We start from the raw sequence: 17,500 nt of genomic DNA, 5'->3' as shown, positions 1-17,500 counted from the left end.
ACTATTCGCCCGACGGCTGGCGATGGCGACGCGCGGCGGGATCGGTGTCGGCCTGGAAGTCCCGATCACATCTGCTCCGTGATGCGGTCAAGGATGTGGCCCTGGCCAGGGTGCTCGGCAACGGCGCCACGGCTGGAACGTGGGGCGCCGCCCCGGCCGGCGTCATCGTCATCATCCTGGCCGTGCTGCTCGACAGCGCTTGCGCCGGCCGGTGCCGCTGCCGTGGGGATGGCGTTGTCGACGAGGACGGCTGCGATGGCGGCGGCGGTGGTGAACGCTTCGGTGTTGAGGACTCGGCTGCGGGCCGAGGCGCCGTCCAGGAGCAGCGCCAGTTGCTCGCCGAGCTGTTCGGGGTTGGTGGCGCCGGCCTCGCGGGCGGTATCGGTGAGCCGGGCGGCAAAGCCTTTTTTGTAGTTGCGGGCGTGTACGCGTGCCGGGTGGCCCGGGTCGGGGATTTCGACGGCCGCCGCGATGAATGGGCACAGGGGCGCGTGCACGTCGAACGCGGCGAGGAGTCGTTCGCGAGGTGTGAGGTCGGTGCGGTCGAACACTTCGGGCAGGATGTCGGGATCGAATCGGCGTAGGCATTCGGCGATCAGCTCGTCCTTGCCGGTGAAGTGCTGGTAAAGCGTGCGCTTGGACACCTCGGCCACCGCGCAGAGCTGGTCCATGCCGGTGCAGTTGATGCCTTGATCGCGGAACAGTTGTTGTGACGCGCTGAGGATGCGCTCTCGTGCGCCCCTGCCGCGGCGCAGGCCTCGCGGCCCCTTCTCCAACTCCGTCACACGCCCAGCGTAGCCCATTTGGGTACCGCTCGGTGTGCATAGCTTGCGTCCCGCGCGACTGTTCGATAAGTTAAGTACGCAGATCGGTGTACATAACATCGGCACGGCATGTGAATGGAGTGGTCGTGGGAAAGCTCGATGGCAAGGTTGCGGTGATCACAGGCGCAACAAGTGGGATGGCGCTGGCCGGTGCGAAGTTGTTCGTTGATGAAGGAGCTCACGTCTTCATTTCGGGCCGGCGGAAGGACGCGCTGGACGAAGCCGTCAAGCTGATCGGCCGGAACGTGACCGGCGTGCAGGGCGATTCGGCCGACCTCGATGATCTGGACCGTTTGTTCGAGACGGTCAAGCAGGAAAAGGGCACGGTCGACGTGTTGTGGGCAAGTGCCGGGATGGGCGAGCAGGGCAGGCTCGGCGAGATCACCGAGGAGCAGTTCGATGCCGCCTTCTCGCTGAACGCGCGCGGCACGCTGTTCACGGTCCAGAAGGCGCTGCCGCTGTTCAACGATGGAGGCTCGATCTTCATGACCGGGTCAAACGCTTCGCTCCGGGGCTACCCCGATTGGAGTGTGTACGCAGCGAGCAAGGCCGTGCTGCCCGCCTACGCACGGGTGTGGGTGTCCGAGCTGAGGGACAGGAAGATCCGGGTGAACGTGCTGACCCCCGGCCAGGTCGCCACGCCGATTCTGGAGGAGGTGATGGACGAGCAGATGAAGGCGCAGTTCGAATCCGTGATCCCGCGGCGAGAGATGGGCCGCCCTGAAGAGATCGCGTCGGTCGCGTTGTTCCTCGCCTCGGACGACTCGAGCTACGTCAATGGCATGGAGCTGGTTGTCGACGGCGGCACCACAGTGATCTGAGCGCGTCGGGCGGATGCCGTCATCTGCAGTGCCCTGATCCGCGGCGGCACCCGGCTCTACCACGAGGCCGGCCAGCCCGAGCCCGTCGACCAGGTCGTCAGCGGGCCGATCTGACACCTGGGCGCCGGCGAACCTTCGACACCCCGGCCCAGCACGCCAGTAAGACCCCCACGACCAACTGATCCATACACAACAAGGGAACACACGTCATGACCACCATCAGCATCATCGGCTCGGGCAACATGGCCACCGCCATCGGCACCCGGGCGGCGAAGCACGGCCACACCATCGAGCTCATGAGCCGCAACACCGCCAAGGCTCAGGCGCTCGCCGACCAGATCGGCAACGGAGCCACCGTCGGCACGTTCGGCGCAAGGCCGGCGGGTGACATCGTCATCGTGGCCGTCCTGTACACCGGCGCGGTTGAAGTGGTCGCGCACTACGGCGATGCGCTGGCCGGCAAGATCCTCGTCGACATCACCAACCCGTTCAACGCCGACGCAAGTGGACTCGTGACTACCGCGGGCAACTCGGTGTCCCAGCAGATCGCCGCCGCCGCCCCCGAGGGCGCACACGTCGTGAAGGCATTCCTCCTGGTGGGCCTGGCACGCAACGGCGCCGGCTTCGACATCGCCTTGGGCGCCGAGGTCCTCTGAAGATTCTCTCCAGGAGTGAACATGGCCACGGTGGTATTTATCAACCGGCTCCAGCCGGCGGACGGTAAGCGCGACGCTCTGATCGGCCTCCTACGCGAGTTCGCCGACTCGATCAACGCCGACCCGGAATGCCTTCATTATTCGGTCCACGAGCCGATCGATGACGAAGCCACGCCCTTGACCGTCATCCAGGCCCACACGTCGGTCGCCGGCTTCGAGAAGCACGGCGAATGGATGGCGCCGAACATCCCGCGGCTGGTTCCGCTGCTCGCGTCCCCGCCCGACCCTCCGGTCTTGCTCCGGTCGGTATCGCTGGGCGGCGATCCGAAGGAGTCGTTCTCCGCGTAGTCGGGTACTGCTGCGGGCTCCGACGGCGTCGCCGGGGCCCGCAGCACCGAGATCAGACCTGACCGGCGAAGAGTCCGAGTCGGAACCCCACTCCGATTTCCTGGTCAGCAGCACGACCCTGAGAGCGGGCTCCACTACAATCTGGTCCGCGTCTACGATCCTTCGACCGGCCGCTACCTGACCCAAGATCCGTTCGGGCTCGTGCCAGCTCCAAACCCTGGCGTCTATCTACACAATCCCACCGTGTGGGCCGATCCTCTCGGCCTCATGCCCGACGCCTGCAAGGTCACCGTGTCGCCCATGGATTCCGATTGGGCCACGAAGGGCGCGCATGTCCATATCGACGGCAAAGAGGTCCGCGTATTTCCAGATGGCAGCGGAGGCATAGGAGTCGATCCAATTCGAATGAGCCATGGCGTGCCGACCGATGCGCAAATGCAGCGAGTGCAGGATCTTCTCGCATCAGATCCGAAACTTCGTGCGGATATGATCGCGAAAGCGCGAGCGGCCATGACAGAAATGAATGCCGACAATTGGGGTAATTCTCTGAATCGGGCCATAGAAATGAATTCCTAATAAAAGCACTCGAGAAGATGGGGTGATCCAAGGTTGCCGAACTATGCAGACTTTCTCGCAGACGTCGTACGCACCGGCTCGGTTATGGGTATAAAGAGTGGAGCATCGATCACTGACATCGAAAGAGCAATCGGCTCCGAAGGATACATCGATGATACCGATAAGCGAAAGAGGTTCCTTCGCCGAGACTACGGACTGGTGGAGTTCGCTCTGGAGCGAGACGAATCCGGCGAATGGCGCTGCCGAAGCGCGAAGGTGCAGGTACATAGACTGAAGTATGATACTCAAGTCCCCGAAGAGATCTCGCACAAGTACGGAAGATTCCCCGAACAAGTCGCTACACCGGATCTCGTGCACGCACTGGGCTCTCGTGGTATAGAACTTGAAGAAATCAAGAACGATTCCACTGGGTACAAATATTACAGAACTCGCTGCTCGGATAGTCGAGTGATTACTGAAAACGACGAGACGCAACCGGAAACCCTCTCCAGCACTATCTGGTCAATCTCGGCATGGTGGACCGCGTAGCAACCCTCTGAAGCGGTCCGGATGGCCAGCTCGGCCGCTCGGGCGATCAAATACCTGCACCCGGGAGCAAGAACCCTTCGAATCAATGGCGAGGGCATTGAGCGCGAATCGGCAGGCACCCATATCATTCACGGTGCGATGCCGATGGCGGAAATCAGGACGACATCAGACCAGTGCGTGTCGCCGTCATCGCTACGGTGATGGCCAGCCGTGATGTGACGGCCTGTGGCACAGCCATCCTCAGCCGGTTACATCTGGCCGTGGCGAACCGGGCCGGCTGGTTCGTATCCGGCTCGGGTCGGCGGTGACGTTGTGCACGCTGCCATGGCCGGGCTTCGTGCCGGACGAGGTGACTGGGCGCCGCCACGGTCGCCCTGGTCCGGACGCGAAAACGGCGGGCCGAATGGCCCGCCGTGCTGTGCTCGGTGCTGATTGCGGCTCAGTTGCCGGGGTTGGCGTCGCGGTCGTGGCTGGTGGGGTGACCGTCCTTGTCGTACCACTGGCCGTTCGCGTCGCGGGTCCAGCCTTCGAATTCGGTGCCGATCAGGCTGTCGACCCCCCAGCGTTCCCCCAGGCCGAGTGAGGGGGACCGTGCAGGTTCGGGCGGGGCATTGCGGCGTTTTTCGTTGAATGCAGCGAGTATCTCGCGATTGCGCGCCCGTTCTTCATCAGAAGGGATCAAGCCTCGTGCTTCCGATTCCTCGCGGCTGTAGAAGGTGAAACGGCCGACTTTTTCCGAGTCCGGTTCCGGCATGGGTGTCTCCTATCGTTCGGTCAGCGTGATAATGATGCGACCCGTTTCCGGATCGGGCACTTTGCTCTCGCAGTAGAATTGTTTCCGTTTTGAACATGACTTCGGTGGACTGACCGCCCGAGGTACCAGGAAGCCCCCGGAGAGCGGTTCTCCGGGGGCTTCGTGGCGTCTCTCTCGGGGGTGGCCAAAGCCGGTCAGGCCAGGCCGGGGGCCGTGGGCGGGCCGTCGCCGGGCGCGACGCTGCGGATGGCGCGCGCTGTGGTGGCTGGCCTCGGCGGCATCGGCGAGCGCGGCGGCCACAGTCGTGGTGATTTCTGCGAACTCGGCGGCCAGCCTGGCGGCCTCCCGATCCAGGGCCGGGGTGTAGGCGGTCACGGCGGCCGCTTCAGCGTCGGCCCCTGCTGTACCTGGTTCGATCCTCTCCGCGCGTCACTTCTTGTCGTCTTCGGGGGTCCATCCCTCGTACTCGGTGCCCGACAAGTCATCGTGGAACCGCTCGGATAGGTCGACACGTTCGGACTCGGGAACCGCGGCCATGCGTGCACGGTGCGCGGCCGCGCGGGCCAGGTATGCGGCCGTCTCCTCGTCGGTCAACGGCGGAACACCCGCCTCCTCGGCGGTCTGAAACAGCTTGCCCGCAATCCTCTTGGCCATGTCTATTTCTCCTAATTCCTAAACTTCCACCAGTGTAATCACATTGCGCATGGTCTTCGGGTCCACAGTGTTCTCCAAGCACCGGAATTTCGTACCCGACTTGAACAAGACTTCACCCTCGTTCTGTCCCGACCACGGCCCGTAATTCGACATGTTCTCGATCGGCTTACCAGTCTTGGAAATAATGGTGAATTCAGTATTTCCGTCGAATTTGCTGGACTCGCCGAACCGGGACGTTGAAACGAACGAATCTTCTGTAATGACTTCACCCTTTTGGTAACTTTCGATCACGTTGGCGGGCAGCTGAACCCTCCGGGTGACATCGCCTTCATAGTTGGGCAGCTTATCGAGCGCCTGATCCAGTTCGCGCACTCTGGCGGCCTGCTCCTCGGTGAGGTGTCCGTCTCGCAACGCCGCGTTCAAATCCTTGTATCCGCTTCCGGTGTAGCGGCTGATCGCGGCGTATTCCTCATCGGTGAGGCCGAGTTCTTGCGCGGTGGGCGCTTTGAACTCTTTCGGTGCCGCTTTCGGCTCCATCTTCGGCGTCGCCTTGGCCTTCAAATCCTTGATGCGTTTCAGTTCTTTCGCATGTTTAGCAAGGGTTTGTTCGGATTTCACCCCTTTTGCGATGGCCCGGTTGGCCTTGAACGCATCGATGAGCGCGCGAATCGGGCGCGCGAATCGGGCGGCAATGGCCACGACACGCGCGCTGGCCACGGCGGCACCGATACCGAAGGTCACCACGCTTGCCGCGATGGCGATTGCGACGGTGATGAGCAGCTCTTTGAGCAGCTCTTCGCCCAGATCCTCGAGGACCTTTTTCATGTTTTCGCGCAGCTCGACCAGGCCGTCGTGGTGGTCTTTCGCGCTCGCGGACAGTTCATAGAATGCGGCGGTGGTGGTCAGGGCGGCGTCACGCAGGGCGCGCAGATCTTCATCGATATGTTCGTATTCGGGGCTGACAATCGCCTCGAACGACCAGGCGACCCGTTCCAACTCCCCCGCCATCTTTGCCACCGGTCCGGCGTCGGCAATCTTGGTCCAAGTGTCGGCGGCGCGCGCGAGCAGATCGACATTGCCGTCCGGGATGGTGATCCCGATGGCTTCGGCCAGTTTCACACCGCCATCGATCAGGCCCTGGCCGGGTCCTCCGGCGCTCGGCAGCGGCACCCGGCACAGGTATGCCACGGGGCCGGGGGTGGCCGGTTTATCCGGTGCCGGGGTGTCGGTGCCGACCGTCGCGTTGTATTCGGCAACGGCGTGGTTGTAGCCCATGTCCAGCAACACGCACCCGTAGGCGTGCACGGCTTCGGCGAGGTCATTGGACATGTCCAATAGCTCTTCGGCACGTGTGTCGTAGGTCTTGGCCCATTTCTTGGCCTCGTCGTACGACCCGGTCATGGCGTGGCATTGGTCGAGGGTCGGCCAAAACGAATCAACGGAGGCGAACCAGCCGGCGGCCAGAGAGACGAGCTTGTTACCGGCGTCGTAGTAGACGCTGGTGTCGACATCGAGAACGGTTGCGGTCACGTGCGTCCCAGAGCGCGCAGGTTCTCGGTTACCGCGTCGTTGTAGGCGGTGTGCGCTGTGCGGGCTGCGGCCTGCATGGCCTCGATTCCCTCCCGTACTTCCTGCGCCGCAGTAGCCCATTCTTGATGCGCTTCGGCTTGCTTGTCGGCGGCGTGGCCGTTCCAGCTCTGTTGCATTACGGCCATGCGTTCATCGATCTCGCGCAGGGATTCCCGTAGGAAGTCGTTCAGTCCGCCGATGCGGGCGGTTACGTCGTCCAGGTGGTCGAGATCGACCTGATACCTCATGTGCCACAGTCCTGTTCGGTTGCGCGGAATCAGCTACGGGAGATCCAGTGAGGATTGCCGCAGCCCGGTGGCGTTGGTGGTGTCGGTGCCGGTGTATTCGACACCTACCACACCGAGCAGCTCAGCCATGGTGTTCAGGGCCTCGAGCACCTGCAAGGCGCCGTCCCGGGTCTCCTCCCACCCCGTCGAATAGGCGGTGGCCGCAGTACCTTTCCAGCTCGTCATCAGCCCCTGCACGTCTGCGTCGGCCGACCGCACACCGTTGACGAGAGTTTGCGCGGTCCGCTGCACATACTGTCCGGCATCCGAAACATGGTCAGGCACAATCGCAAACGGCGCCCCCGTGGTTGGTGAACCTTCAGCCATGCACATTCTCTCAGTCGTCGGTCGGTCTTGGTCTCAGTAGGTTAGACGCGGACCACGCACGTACGGTTCCATCAGAGACCTCTCGATCCGGACCACGCATCGGTGGCCACTCGTTAACAAGCTAGTCGCCGGATAGGACGACAATTCCGGTGGTCTGAAACTTCAAGGGCGGCCGTGGATGTCGGTTCGTCGCCGCGAGCGCGCGGATGAGGTCGTTGACGAGTTTGCGTTGCTCTCGACCGAGGAGAGCTGCTTCCGGTGGCGGGGTGTATGCCTCGTCGGATTCGAGCGCGATACTGGACCAGTGCGCGACATCGCGCACGTTGAGCTTCAGGGCTCGAGCGGCGGCGTGGATGGTGTCGATCGAGGACGTGCTCGGGGTTGTCGATCAACCGGCTGACCGCGGTCGGGAATCAGGACGACATCAGACCGGTGCGCGTCGCTGTCATCGCCACGGTGATAGGCAGGCGTGATGTGACGGCCCAGTACGGTGATCCCCTCAGTCGGTTACATCTGGCCGTGGCGAACCGGGCCGGTTGGTTCGTAGGTGCCCACCGCAACGGTGACGGCGGTCCTGGCAGCCAAGAGCCGCTGTTCGAACATATTCGGGTAGACGGTCGGATCCCGACCCGGGGCGAGCATCTGGTGTTTCTGGAAACTGAGACCTGCCGCCGCCTACTGGATCGGCTGGATGCCGCGTGGCCGATGCCGGTGCTGAAGACCGCGACGCTGCGCGATCGGGTCGCCGCGCATCGGGCGGCGCGGACCCTGCTCGGTCGAATTCTCGAGTACGGCGAACGGCTGTCAGCGACGGATAACACGTTGCGCCGCAGCGGTCTTTCGGTGCCCAACGGGGCGAATTCGGATGAGGTGGCTCACCTTCTCGAAGCGTTCGCCGCGGTGGAGGCGGAACTCGCATTGCAGCAGACCGGGGTGCCCTGGCTCACTTCGCCGACCAGCTCGACACCTGGTGTCGTGATTCCCGGGCAACCAGCAACTTGCGCGAACTGGCCGAGCGTTTGCGAAAAACTGCCGAGGACGATGGAGATCAGCCACAGAAGAGCGTTGGCTGAAGGGTTTCCGGGCCGCGCATGCCGGCCGGTCAATCGTGGTCATCTCGACGATGCGCCGGACAGCCAACGTCGAGCGCGGCCGAATACAGAATTCTTGCGCCCGCGTGTTCGATCGATGGCGTTGCACCAGCGGGGCAACGCCTCTCGTGCGGCAAGCCACGTCTGGGGTATCCCAACGATCGGACCCGTGCGGTTGCCGGTGTAGGCGGCGACGATCCCGCCGACGATGGCGCTGGTGGTGTCGATATCTCCGTCTGCCGCAATACATGTGGTGACTGCGGCCGGGTAGTTGTCCAGATATGTGGCCGCGACCCACATCGTGAACGGCACCGTATTCTGCGCGGTGACCAGAGATCCGTTGCCGAGTTCGTTCGCGGCCTCGGCGGCGGGGGCTCCGAGCAGGGTGCGGGCGCGGCGGATCAGCCGGGTCGTGTCACTGTGGTCGAGGCGGTCCAGGACGTTGGTAATGAATTCGGTTGGCGTGGGCCGTGTTCCGTTCAGGCGGGCATGCGCGGCTTGGGCTGCGGCGAGTGCAACCGCGACGGCACCGGTGACCCCTTCGGGATGCAGATGTGTCACCTGCGCCGACCGGACCGCTTCGGCGACAACCTTTTCCGGATCGCCGGCATAGAAGGCACCCAACGGGGCAACCCGCATGGCCGCACCGTTGCCACAGGAACCCTCGTCACCGAACGCGGCCCCGGCCGCCTTGCGCCAATGCACGCCATCGCGGACTCGACGCAAGGTGCCGACCGTGGCGAAGCCGTAGTCACGGCCCGGGTCGAAGCGTCGCGCAAAAGCGGTAGCAAGCCGATCCTGGTCGATCCCGCCGCGACTGCACAGCTCGGTAACCACAGAGCAGGCCATCTCGGTGTCGTCGGTCCACCCCCACGGTCCGGCAGGAAGATTACCTGCCCGAAGATCTGCGATGGATCGGCGCATGATCGGGAACTGCTGCCCCAAAGCGTCCCCCACGGACAGTCCATCCAAAGAATCAAGCATCAAGTCGACATGCATTGCGTCCGATGATAGCCAAGGGGAAGACGATCTACGCGGATGGCGAATGTGTGATCGAGGCAACTATCCGGAAATTCCGGATAGTTGCCTATCGAAGGCGCTCGCGAGGTCGAGCGCGTGTACGAGATGTACACGCGATATGACGACGGCGCCGAAACCTCGAAGCCGCTTGGTGCTCAGTTCAGTTCACCGAAGTATCGGGCGGATAGCGAGTCCCGAGGCGGGAACGGTCTCGGTAGAAGAAGTTCAGGACGAGATCGTCGGCGATCTGGACCAATTCGTCGCGGCCCTCGACCGCAGATACCCACTCGTGCGGCAGGGCGGACAATCCGTGGGCCGCACCGATAAGGTTGCCGGCCACCGCGCCGGTGGAATCGGAGTCGCCAGAATGGTTCACCGACAGCAGCAGCGCGCCACGCACGTCGCCGGTCCGGAACGCGTATAGCGCGCAGTAGACGGCGATGGCGAGACACTCCTCGGCGACCCAGCCCTGCCCGACTTGCTCGACCCGCTCCGGCGTCGGCGGGCCGAGATGTGCGAACGCCAGCGCACCGGTCAGGGCGGACACCGTCTCGGAGCTGTCTGCTGGCATCGAGGTGAGTCGGATGATGATGTCGCGCACGGCGATCGGCAGTTCGACCCCACCCAGCACGCTGTCGATCAGGGCCGCGAACGCTCCCGCGGCAAGATAGCCGGTCGGATGGCCGTGGGTGAGTTGGGCGCATCGCATCGCGGCGTCGAACGCCTTGTGTGGACCGAGCGCGGCGAGACCGAATGGTGCTGACCGCATCACGGTCCCGCATCCCTTCGAATTCGGATTCACCGGCCCCGGCTCGCCGGGCAGATGCGGCGCCCGATATTCCTTCGCTTGGAGCCGCAACCCACTCGTGCACGCATGGCCCGGCGACCGCATCGCATAAAGGAACTGCCGCCCCGCCAACCAGCCGTCGGGTTCGGGCGCGGGCTTGGCTTCCTCCTGAGTGGTCAGCCAGCGCAGATACGCGCGCCGCAGCACTGGAGCCGGATCCGCGCCGGGCGGACAACGCAGCAAGCCTTCGGCGGTGAACAACGTCATCTGCGTGTCATCGGTAATCTGCTGCGGCGCATCGGGCATCAGGCCAGGCAGGAAATCGGTGACGCCGGCCACCCCATGCCGCTCCCTGATCTGCGCCAACTGCAAAAACTCGATCGGCCACCCGAGCGCATCACCAACCGCCCCACCCAACATCGCCCCACGCACCCGATCGAATAACTTCTCGTCTTCCCGCACGGCCACCGATCCTTGCACCGATCTGAACCTGTCGGCCAAGCGGAGTGGATCGGGACTGCCCCGGATCTGATTGACTCGCTGACCTGCCCCAGGACTTGGTTACCCGTCGGAGTGTGAATCTCAGGCGGTGACGGATAGATGTTCGTAGCGTAGTTCGTGCTCGATCGGCGACACATAATCGAGCTGGGAGTGACGGCGTTGACGGTTGTAGAAGATCTCGATGTAGTCGAAGATCGCGTTCGCCAGATCGAGGCGGGTCCGCCATCTCTTCCGGTTCAACAGCTCGATCTGCATGCTCGACCAGAACGATTCCATCATCGCGTTGGTGTGTCCTGAAGGTGAGAGGAAGGTCGTGATGTAGAAGCACGAATCTTGTTGTCGCCGTGCTGTTGTGGAGATGAAGGAAGGTCCTTCGGTATCGGCATGCAGGTGCAGGTACCAAACCGCCCCGAGCTGCTGCGGTGAATGAGTCGTGGTGGTGAGCGTCGTGGGAAAAGCGGCACAAGATGCGGCAGGTATGGGCTGAGAAGGCGAACGTGAGTGAACCACTGATGACGTGTCGTTAGATGTAAGTGACATCGAAACCGGGGCCTCAATGCTGTCCCGGGATGAGTCAGACGAGTGCCTGCTGATTGGTCTGGTGGTGTCCGGCATGAAGGTGGCGCGAGCTCGGTCCGGGCTCCACAACGGAACAGGAGAACTCCTCGACGTGAAACGGTGTCCGCTGGTTGAGGTGGGCGCGAGACGGGTGCAGAACCTGGTTGCGTGTCAGGAGGGCGGAACGCCCCGTAGTAGCGGTGAAGCTCCTGTAATGGGGGCGGAGCGAAGGGGGCGTGTTGTTGGGTTTCGATCGCTGATCAACCAGTAATGGGAGGAATCTGATGACCGAGACGAGATCGGTAGGCAAGCCGTTCGATATCCCGAAAACTTTGGTGTGGAACGCATATCAGAGAGTCAAGGCCAACAAGGGAGCGGCCGGTGTTGATGGGCAGTCGCTGGCGGAGTTCGAACAGGACGAGAAGAACAACCTGTTCAAGCTTTGGAATCGGCTGTCGTCGGGAAGCTATTTTCCGCCGCCCGTTCGGGCGGTGGAGATCCCGAAACATGGTGGCGGGGTCCGGACCCTCGGGGTCCCGACTGTCGCCGATCGGATAGCTCAGACTGCGGTGGCCATGGTGTTGAATCCTGAGGTGGAGAAGGTGTTCCACCCGGATTCGTATGGTTATCGTCCGGGCCGGTCGGCGTGGGAGGCGGTGGAAACGTGCAAGCAACGGTGTTGGCGACAGCCGTGGGTCATCGATCTCGATATCCAGGGCTTCTTCGATAACGTTCCGCATGGTCCCATCGTCGCCGCTGTCGAGAAACACACCGAGTTGCCGTGGGTTGTGCTGTATGTGAAGCGGTGGCTCATCGCGCCTATGCAGCAGACCGATGGGACGCTCTTTGGGCGGGACAAGGGGACTCCGCAGGGGTCCGCGATTTCGCCGTTGTTGTCGAATCTGTTCATGCACTACGCTTTCGATGTCTGGTTGGATCGAGAGTTCCCGTCGATCAGGTTCGAGCGGTACTGCGACGACGCCGTAATCCATTGCGCCAGTGAGAAGCAAGCGGAATTCGTCCGCGACGCGATCGGGCGCAGGCTGCGGCAATTCGGTCTGAATCTGCACCCGGACAAGACCCGGATCGTGTATTGCAAGCAGGAGGGTCGTGACCTGGATTTCCCGGTCACGGAGTTCACCTTCCTCGGGTTCACGTTCCGGTGCCGGGCATCTCGCTTGCGGGACGGGAGGCTGAAATCCGGCTTCCTGCCCTCGGTGAGCAAGCAGGCGAGGAAGTCCATGGCCAGGACCATCCGGAACTGGCAGTTGGGTCGCTGGACCGCGCTGAGCTTCAAGGAGATCGCCGCGATGATCAACCCCGTCGTGGCGGGCTGGATCAACTACTACGGGCGCTTCTACAAGTCCGAGTTGATCCGATTCCTCGAGCAAAGGATCAATCCGTTCCTCGTGAAATGGGCGAGGAGGAAGTACAAACGGTTTCGCCGTGCATCCGGGAAAGCCCGGAGGCAACTCGCCGAGATAGCTTCGGTTTATCCGGGCATGTTCGCGCACTGGAAGCACGGCGCATTGCCTACTGGTTCAACAGCGGGAGCCGTGTAACGGGAGACTGTTAAGCACGGTTCTGAGAGCGGCGGTGGGTGCGATTCCCGCCGCCGACTCACCTCATACCCGTCACCGATGGTGCCGAACGACGGCATCAGCCCGGCGGAGCGGATCTTGTTCGTAAACGCCCAAGAGGTGAACTGAACCCCGTGGTCGGCGTGAACGATCCCGCCCGGCACCGGCTTTCGGTTCTTGATTGCCATGTCGAGCGCGTTCACGACCAGGATCGAGTCCTGGGAATTGTCGATCGACCAGCCGACAATCTTGCGGCTGAAGGTGTCCATGACTGCGCAGCAGTAGACCTTGCCCTCTCGGGTCGGATGTTCGGTTATGTCGGTGACCCACAGCTCATTTGGCGACAGTCGGTGGAACTTGCGGCGCACGAGATCATCGGAAGTAGCAACACCGCGGAGTCGCTTCACCTTGGCCGGGCCGGGAAGACCGGCGATGCCCGCCAGGCTCATCAGCTCGGCCACCAGGTGCTCGCTGACCACGATGCCCATTCCGCGAGTCAGTTCCGCATGGACTCTTCGCGATCCGTAGGTTTGACGAGATGCGTTGTGCACCTCCCCGATCAGGCCGGTGAGCCACTGGCGGCGCATCTTCGTCGGCGACAGCGGGCGCGTCCGATATCGGTAGTAGCCGGGGCTGCTGACCCCGAGGAGCCGACAGCACACCTTGGCCGGGTGCCCGGCATCGACGAGAGTGTCGATTACCGGGTGAACCCTTTTGGGGCAGGGCGATCCTCACCGAGCAGCTTGGCTGCCTTCTTCAGGATCTCGACCTCGGTTTCGAGTTCACGAATCCGCTTGTTGGCCTTGGCCAGCTCGGCGTTGTCCGCTGTGGTCGTGCCGGGGCGTTCACCGCGGTCGATCTGGTCTTGGCGGACCCAGTTGTGCAGAGCGGCGGCGCTGATCCCGAGCTCGGCGGCGGCGGTGGTGATCTGTTTGCCGGCTCGTACGAGCGCGACAGCTCGGAATCGGAACTCCGGCGGATACGGTCGGGGCATGGATCGGAGCCTCTCAGCAAAGGCCGATCTTCACACCGAAACGGGTAACTGAACCCTGGGGCAGGTCAAGGAGTCAACCGAAGCCAGGGCAGTCCCGATTGCGTCGGATGAATCTTGAGCACGGGGCGGGGCAGGCGTTTCACCGTATGGTCGGTAGTTGTCCTGCCGCGGGACTGTCGACAGTGTGGGTGCGTGAGCCGAGTTGGTGGTAGATCAGGTCGTTGAGCTGATCGCGCCGGTAGGGGGTGGCCGTGAGTCCGAGCCAGTATCGGGCGGGTATTTGGTTGAGGACTTCGGTGAAGGCGGATGCGGCGATGTGGTGGCATTCGTCGACGATGACGAATCAGCAGGAGGCATCTGCGGCGGTTGAACCACAGCAGGCGTACCAGTCATCGGATGCTCGGGCCACAAACGCGGCACGCATAACCCTTCCACTGGCAGGCGACAGACGGCCAAACTTGTTGTAACACTTCGTTGCTGGTCGCGCCGTGCACGATTTCGTGAGTGAAGATCGGCGCGCTGCTCGGGTTCCTATGGCGCTAACGTTGCCATGGCGTGCCGTGAACAGGCTGATTCCTGCGCCTCGTGCGCAGGGTCAATAGGTGCTCGCGGCGCGGTCAATCCGTCAATCGCACAAAGGGATTCCCATGTCCATCGAACCAGACGAACGCCTCGGCATACGCGGGCAAGCTAATGCTGTGGTGCGCGCCCTGATCAGCAGCGTTGTCGGTGTGTTCGCACTGTTAGTCGTCGTCGTGCTCGTCTCGAAGGCGCTCGGCCTGGGTGCGGAAGAGTCGGAATCGACTGCGGCGAGTACAACGAGCAGCTCAGCCCCTACCGCGCTGCCAACCACACCGGCCGCTGCGCCGGTGTCTCTGTCGGATCCGAGATGCGCGCCAGCGTCGGACAGTGTTGTCGCGCAGGTGCAAGCGGGCCTGACCATGGATGGCTACCGGCTCACCAATGCCACGGTGATCATTGACGGTCGTCTCACGTTCTTCGGCGCGACGACCCTCGACGCATCCGGACAGATGGAAGAGCGTTCGGACGTGTGGATCCTGCGCGACCACGTCGTCTACGCCTCCACCGGTGGCGCACGCAGCAACTCGCAATTCCCGAAAGCCTCGTCGTCACCGCTGAGTATTTCGCCGGCAGACGAGCGGGTGCGAGCCGTGGATGCCTGTGTAGTGGATGCGACGCGCAGAAGTTGATGCACCTGTGGGCGCGACGGATCGGGAGAGGTCGCAGCGAGTGGTAGACCGGACCGCGCGGAACCCCGTATCCAGTGTCGTCAGAGTCGCATCAATATCTGCAATGTCGGGACTGCTGCACGGATAGGTGACAAATCGAGAGTTACCTGGCGACCGTTTCCGGGTCACCGTCGGCGTAACAGCGAAAGTGGCGGATCGAACGGCTCGTTTCGGCAGAGACCGCGACGCCCCGGGAATCAGCCGCTCCCGATATCGCTACGTGCCTCGGTGGTTGCGGCCGTGATTTCCGGCACTACGTCCAGATCTGCTGCCGCATATGCCGTCCGATCCTCCGGGCCGCTCGCCCGAGCGTCATCCTTCGGCAGTAGCGCAAGGAAGTTGCGAACGAGAGCCCGATCGTCATCGACCCGGTGAGCCACGTAAACCGTTGTCGTGGCGGTGGTTTCGGTGAGTGGCACGATGCGCACGGTCTGCGGCGCGGTGAACGTCGCGCTGCGCGGTGCGATAGTGACGCCCAGCCCCTCACCCACCAGGTGGAGGATGGTGGTCCAGTTGTTGCCCTCCTGCACGATGCGGGGCCGGTAACCAGCTTCCACCAGGGGTCGCAGATTCTTGTCGTGGGCATGGGAGCCCGCGGCCCGGGGGAAGAACACCAGCGGGTCGTCGGCGAGGTCGGGGCCGGTGAGGGTGGCATGGTCCGCCAGCGGGTGATCGACCGGCAGCACCGCCATGAACGGCTCGGTATGTCGGCGACCTCGGCGAAGGAGTAGCGGAAGACGTCGTGCAGAACGAACGCCACCCGCTCGGCCGGTGTCATGGAATCCAGCACGACGAGGAAGGCCATGCTGATCGACTCGTCGAGGGTGACGCGGTCGGCGGGATCGACGGAGCCGGGGCCGTCGAGCCATTCGGACCGGCCGGGTACCGGCTCCGGAATCCAATCGCCCACATAGCGTTCCCGCCTGGCGCGGGCCGAGCCGAGCAGATCGAGGCAGATCCGGCTGGCGACCGTGGTCAACCACGCGCCGGGCGCCGCCACCTCCCGCCCGGACAGCGCGTACCAGCGCGCGTAAGTCTCCTGCACCACATCCTCGGCCTCGGCCAGGGAGCCGAGCAGCCGGTAGGCCAGATTGATCAGCTGACCGCGTTCACCGATCACCCCGGGCAGGTGCGGGTCAGTCATGGTCGGGGTTTGTGCGTCCCTCACCGAAATCGACGAATCAGCGACCCGATTTGTGGGGCGGCCTGACATTCCGGACGGCTGTGTCGTCGGAAGGTCGTGACACTTTCAGCAAATCAGGAGTTCCGGAAATGATCAGAATCGGCATCATCCTCGGCAGTACCCGGCCCAACCGCAACGGCCCGCAGGTCGCCCAGTGGGTTCTGGACTCGGCATCGCAGCGTGGCGACGCCGAGTTCGAACTGATCGATCTGCGCGACCACCCGCTGCCGCATCTGGACGAGCCCGTGGCGCCGATGTTCGGCCCGTCGGTGCATGCGCACACCCGCGCCTGGGCTGAGCGAATCGCCCCGTTCGACGGCTTCGTGGTGGTGACCCCGGAGTACAACGGCGGCGCCCCCGGGGTGCTGAAAGAACGCCATCGACCACCTGTGCACGGAATGGACCGACAAGGCGGTCGGATTCGTCTCCTACGGCGTGAGCGGCGGCGCCCGCGCGGTGGCGCAGCTGCGGGTGGTCTGCAGCACGCTGGGCATGGCCGATGTGAGCCGTCCGGTGGAGATCTCGGTGCTCGCCGATTTCGAGAACCACACCACCTTTACACCGCGCGACCGCCACACCACAGCGCTGAACACCTTGCTGGATCAGCTCATCGCATGGAGCACCGCTCTGGCGCCGCTACGGCGGCCCGCCACCGATACCCCGCACATCAACTCCGAAGGAATCAATCATGACGAGCCCGAACGACTTTCAGTCACGCGCTGACCGTATCGAGGTAGATGAAGTCGAGATTCGCCGGCAAATCGACAAGGTAGTCGAAGGACTGCGCGCCAGGGATCTCGAGGCCGTGAAACAGCTGTACACAACCGACGTCGTGTCCTTCGATGTCGAGCCGCCGCTCCAGCATGTCGGGATAGCGGCGAAACTCGAGAACTGGTCGAAAGTCTTCACGGTCTTCGAGAATGTGACCTATGAGGTTCGCGACCTGACGTTCACCGTAGGCGATGATGTGGCATTCGGCACGCCTTTGCTCGTCTCAGCGGCACGCTGAAGAACGGGGCCACAACGAGCGGTATGTGGGTCCGGGTCACGTACGGCATGCGGAAGATCGACGACACCTGGTTGATCGCGCACGATCAGGTGTCGGTGCCGCTCGACATCCCGAGCGGCAAAGGTGTGGTCGACCTCGAGCCCTGACGGGTCGCAGGAACCGACCATGGCTGCGCGGCCTACG

General features: G+C 63.3%; 21 protein-coding genes and 4 pseudogenes. 10 read left to right on the top strand and 15 right to left on the bottom strand.

Annotation, left to right across the window (positions count from 1 at the left end):
- Positions 1-65 precede the first annotated feature (65 nt).
- Positions 66-785 (bottom strand): TetR/AcrR family transcriptional regulator, encoded by a 720-nt coding sequence (locus OG874_RS34885; protein ID WP_330251304.1) that lies wholly within the window; start codon positions 783-785, stop codon positions 66-68.
- A gap of 125 nt (positions 786-910) precedes the next feature.
- On the opposite strand from OG874_RS34885, the gene OG874_RS34880 reads away from it, so the two are divergent.
- The 4 genes from OG874_RS34880 to OG874_RS34865 all read left to right on the top strand — a co-directional run bounded on the left by OG874_RS34880 (position 911) and on the right by OG874_RS34865 (position 3,225).
- A complete protein-coding gene (locus OG874_RS34880; protein WP_330251303.1) occupies positions 911-1,645 on the top strand; it encodes an SDR family NAD(P)-dependent oxidoreductase in 735 nt (244 codons plus the stop codon).
- Between the two features lie 209 nt (positions 1,646-1,854).
- On the top strand, positions 1,855-2,301 hold the full coding sequence (locus OG874_RS34875) for an NADPH-dependent F420 reductase (RefSeq protein ID WP_330251302.1): 447 nt from the start codon (positions 1,855-1,857) through the stop codon (positions 2,299-2,301).
- A gap of 21 nt (positions 2,302-2,322) precedes the next feature.
- Entirely contained in the window at positions 2,323-2,649 is a 327-nt protein-coding gene (locus OG874_RS34870) for a putative quinol monooxygenase (RefSeq protein WP_330251301.1), read from the top strand.
- A gap of 51 nt (positions 2,650-2,700) precedes the next feature.
- Positions 2,701-3,225, top strand: coding sequence for an RHS repeat-associated core domain-containing protein (locus OG874_RS34865; protein WP_330257557.1), 525 nt, complete (start codon positions 2,701-2,703; stop codon positions 3,223-3,225).
- Between the two features lie 967 nt (positions 3,226-4,192).
- On the opposite strand, the gene OG874_RS34860 is transcribed toward OG874_RS34865, so the two are convergent.
- From OG874_RS34860 to OG874_RS34815, 10 genes and pseudogenes are all read right to left on the bottom strand, one after another.
- A complete protein-coding gene (locus OG874_RS34860; RefSeq protein ID WP_330251300.1) occupies positions 4,193-4,507 on the bottom strand; it encodes a hypothetical protein in 315 nt (104 codons plus the stop codon).
- 429 nt (positions 4,508-4,936) lie between these two features.
- The gene (locus tag OG874_RS34855; protein ID WP_330251299.1) at positions 4,937-5,161 is read right to left on the bottom strand and encodes a hypothetical protein; all 225 of its coding nucleotides are present in this window, start codon (positions 5,159-5,161) and stop codon (positions 4,937-4,939) included.
- A gap of 18 nt (positions 5,162-5,179) precedes the next feature.
- On the bottom strand, positions 5,180-6,691 hold the full coding sequence (locus tag OG874_RS34850) for an ADP-ribosyltransferase (RefSeq protein WP_330251298.1): 1,512 nt from the start codon (positions 6,689-6,691) through the stop codon (positions 5,180-5,182).
- Entirely contained in the window at positions 6,688-6,978 is a 291-nt protein-coding gene (locus tag OG874_RS34845) for a WXG100 family type VII secretion target (protein ID WP_330251297.1), read from the bottom strand. The genes OG874_RS34850 and OG874_RS34845 overlap by 4 nt, the downstream gene beginning before the upstream one ends.
- Before the next feature lie 33 nt (positions 6,979-7,011).
- Positions 7,012-7,302 (bottom strand): WXG100 family type VII secretion target, encoded by a 291-nt coding sequence (locus OG874_RS34840; RefSeq protein WP_330251296.1) that lies wholly within the window; start codon positions 7,300-7,302, stop codon positions 7,012-7,014.
- Between the two features lie 163 nt (positions 7,303-7,465).
- Positions 7,466-7,666, bottom strand: a complete 201-nt coding sequence (locus tag OG874_RS34835) for a hypothetical protein (RefSeq protein ID WP_330251295.1) — start codon at positions 7,664-7,666, stop codon at positions 7,466-7,468.
- Positions 7,667-7,851: 185 nt separating this feature from the next.
- Entirely contained in the window at positions 7,852-7,986 is a 135-nt protein-coding gene (locus OG874_RS34830; protein WP_330251294.1) for a hypothetical protein, read from the bottom strand.
- Between the two features lie 470 nt (positions 7,987-8,456).
- Positions 8,457-9,392, bottom strand: a complete 936-nt coding sequence (locus OG874_RS34825; protein WP_330251293.1) for an ADP-ribosylglycohydrolase family protein — start codon at positions 9,390-9,392, stop codon at positions 8,457-8,459.
- Positions 9,393-9,615: 223 nt separating this feature from the next.
- Positions 9,616-10,710 (bottom strand): ADP-ribosylglycohydrolase family protein, encoded by a 1,095-nt coding sequence (locus tag OG874_RS34820; protein ID WP_330251292.1) that lies wholly within the window; start codon positions 10,708-10,710, stop codon positions 9,616-9,618.
- Between the two features lie 114 nt (positions 10,711-10,824).
- A pseudogene (locus OG874_RS34815) lies at positions 10,825-11,037 on the bottom strand (IS3 family transposase); the annotation flags it as partial.
- Positions 11,038-11,585: 548 nt separating this feature from the next.
- Here OG874_RS34815 and ltrA point away from each other — a divergent pair.
- Complete coding sequence (ltrA, locus tag OG874_RS34810) at positions 11,586-12,863, top strand: group II intron reverse transcriptase/maturase (protein ID WP_330251291.1); 1,278 nt, start codon at positions 11,586-11,588, stop codon at positions 12,861-12,863.
- Positions 12,864-12,925: 62 nt separating this feature from the next.
- Here the strand turns inward: ltrA and OG874_RS34805 are convergent.
- Together OG874_RS34805 and OG874_RS34800 are read right to left on the bottom strand one after the other, a co-directional pair.
- A pseudogene (locus OG874_RS34805) lies at positions 12,926-13,875 on the bottom strand (IS3 family transposase); the annotation flags it as partial.
- A 139-nt stretch (positions 13,876-14,014) separates the two neighbouring features.
- The gene (locus OG874_RS34800; protein WP_330257556.1) at positions 14,015-14,191 is read right to left on the bottom strand and encodes a hypothetical protein; all 177 of its coding nucleotides are present in this window, start codon (positions 14,189-14,191) and stop codon (positions 14,015-14,017) included.
- Positions 14,192-14,477: 286 nt separating this feature from the next.
- Here OG874_RS34800 and OG874_RS34795 point away from each other — a divergent pair, with 286 nt between their 5' ends.
- On the top strand, positions 14,478-15,086 hold the full coding sequence (locus OG874_RS34795) for a hypothetical protein (protein ID WP_330251290.1): 609 nt from the start codon (positions 14,478-14,480) through the stop codon (positions 15,084-15,086).
- A 236-nt stretch (positions 15,087-15,322) separates the two neighbouring features.
- On the opposite strand, the gene OG874_RS34790 is transcribed toward OG874_RS34795, so the two are convergent.
- Together OG874_RS34790 and OG874_RS34785 are read right to left on the bottom strand one after the other, a co-directional pair.
- The gene (locus OG874_RS34790; RefSeq protein WP_330251289.1) at positions 15,323-15,817 is read right to left on the bottom strand and encodes a LysR family substrate-binding domain-containing protein; all 495 of its coding nucleotides are present in this window, start codon (positions 15,815-15,817) and stop codon (positions 15,323-15,325) included.
- Positions 15,796-16,269: pseudogene (locus tag OG874_RS34785) on the bottom strand (sigma factor); the annotation flags it as partial. The gene OG874_RS34790 and the pseudogene OG874_RS34785, both read right to left, overlap by 22 nt.
- 128 nt (positions 16,270-16,397) lie before the next feature.
- Here OG874_RS34785 and OG874_RS34780 point away from each other — a divergent pair.
- The 4 genes and pseudogenes from OG874_RS34780 to OG874_RS34765 all read left to right on the top strand — a co-directional run.
- Positions 16,398-16,622 (top strand): annotated as a pseudogene (locus OG874_RS34780) (NADPH-dependent FMN reductase); the annotation flags it as partial.
- Between the two features lie 64 nt (positions 16,623-16,686).
- Positions 16,687-17,031, top strand: coding sequence for an NADPH-dependent FMN reductase (locus OG874_RS34775; protein ID WP_330257555.1), 345 nt, complete (start codon positions 16,687-16,689; stop codon positions 17,029-17,031).
- The gene (locus OG874_RS34770; RefSeq protein WP_330251288.1) at positions 16,997-17,317 is read left to right on the top strand and encodes a YybH family protein; all 321 of its coding nucleotides are present in this window, start codon (positions 16,997-16,999) and stop codon (positions 17,315-17,317) included. Before OG874_RS34775 ends, OG874_RS34770 begins: the two co-directional genes overlap by 35 nt.
- A gap of 23 nt (positions 17,318-17,340) precedes the next feature.
- Positions 17,341-17,463, top strand: coding sequence for a hypothetical protein (locus tag OG874_RS34765; protein WP_330251287.1), 123 nt, complete (start codon positions 17,341-17,343; stop codon positions 17,461-17,463).
- Positions 17,464-17,500: the final 37 nt, after the last annotated feature.

The organism is Nocardia sp. NBC_00565 (genome assembly GCF_036345915.1).
In the GTDB taxonomy this organism is placed as follows: Bacteria; Actinomycetota; Actinomycetes; order Mycobacteriales; family Mycobacteriaceae; genus Nocardia.
The sequence above is the reverse complement of the archived record's forward strand: the minus strand, read 5'-3'. Positions and strand labels throughout refer to the sequence as shown.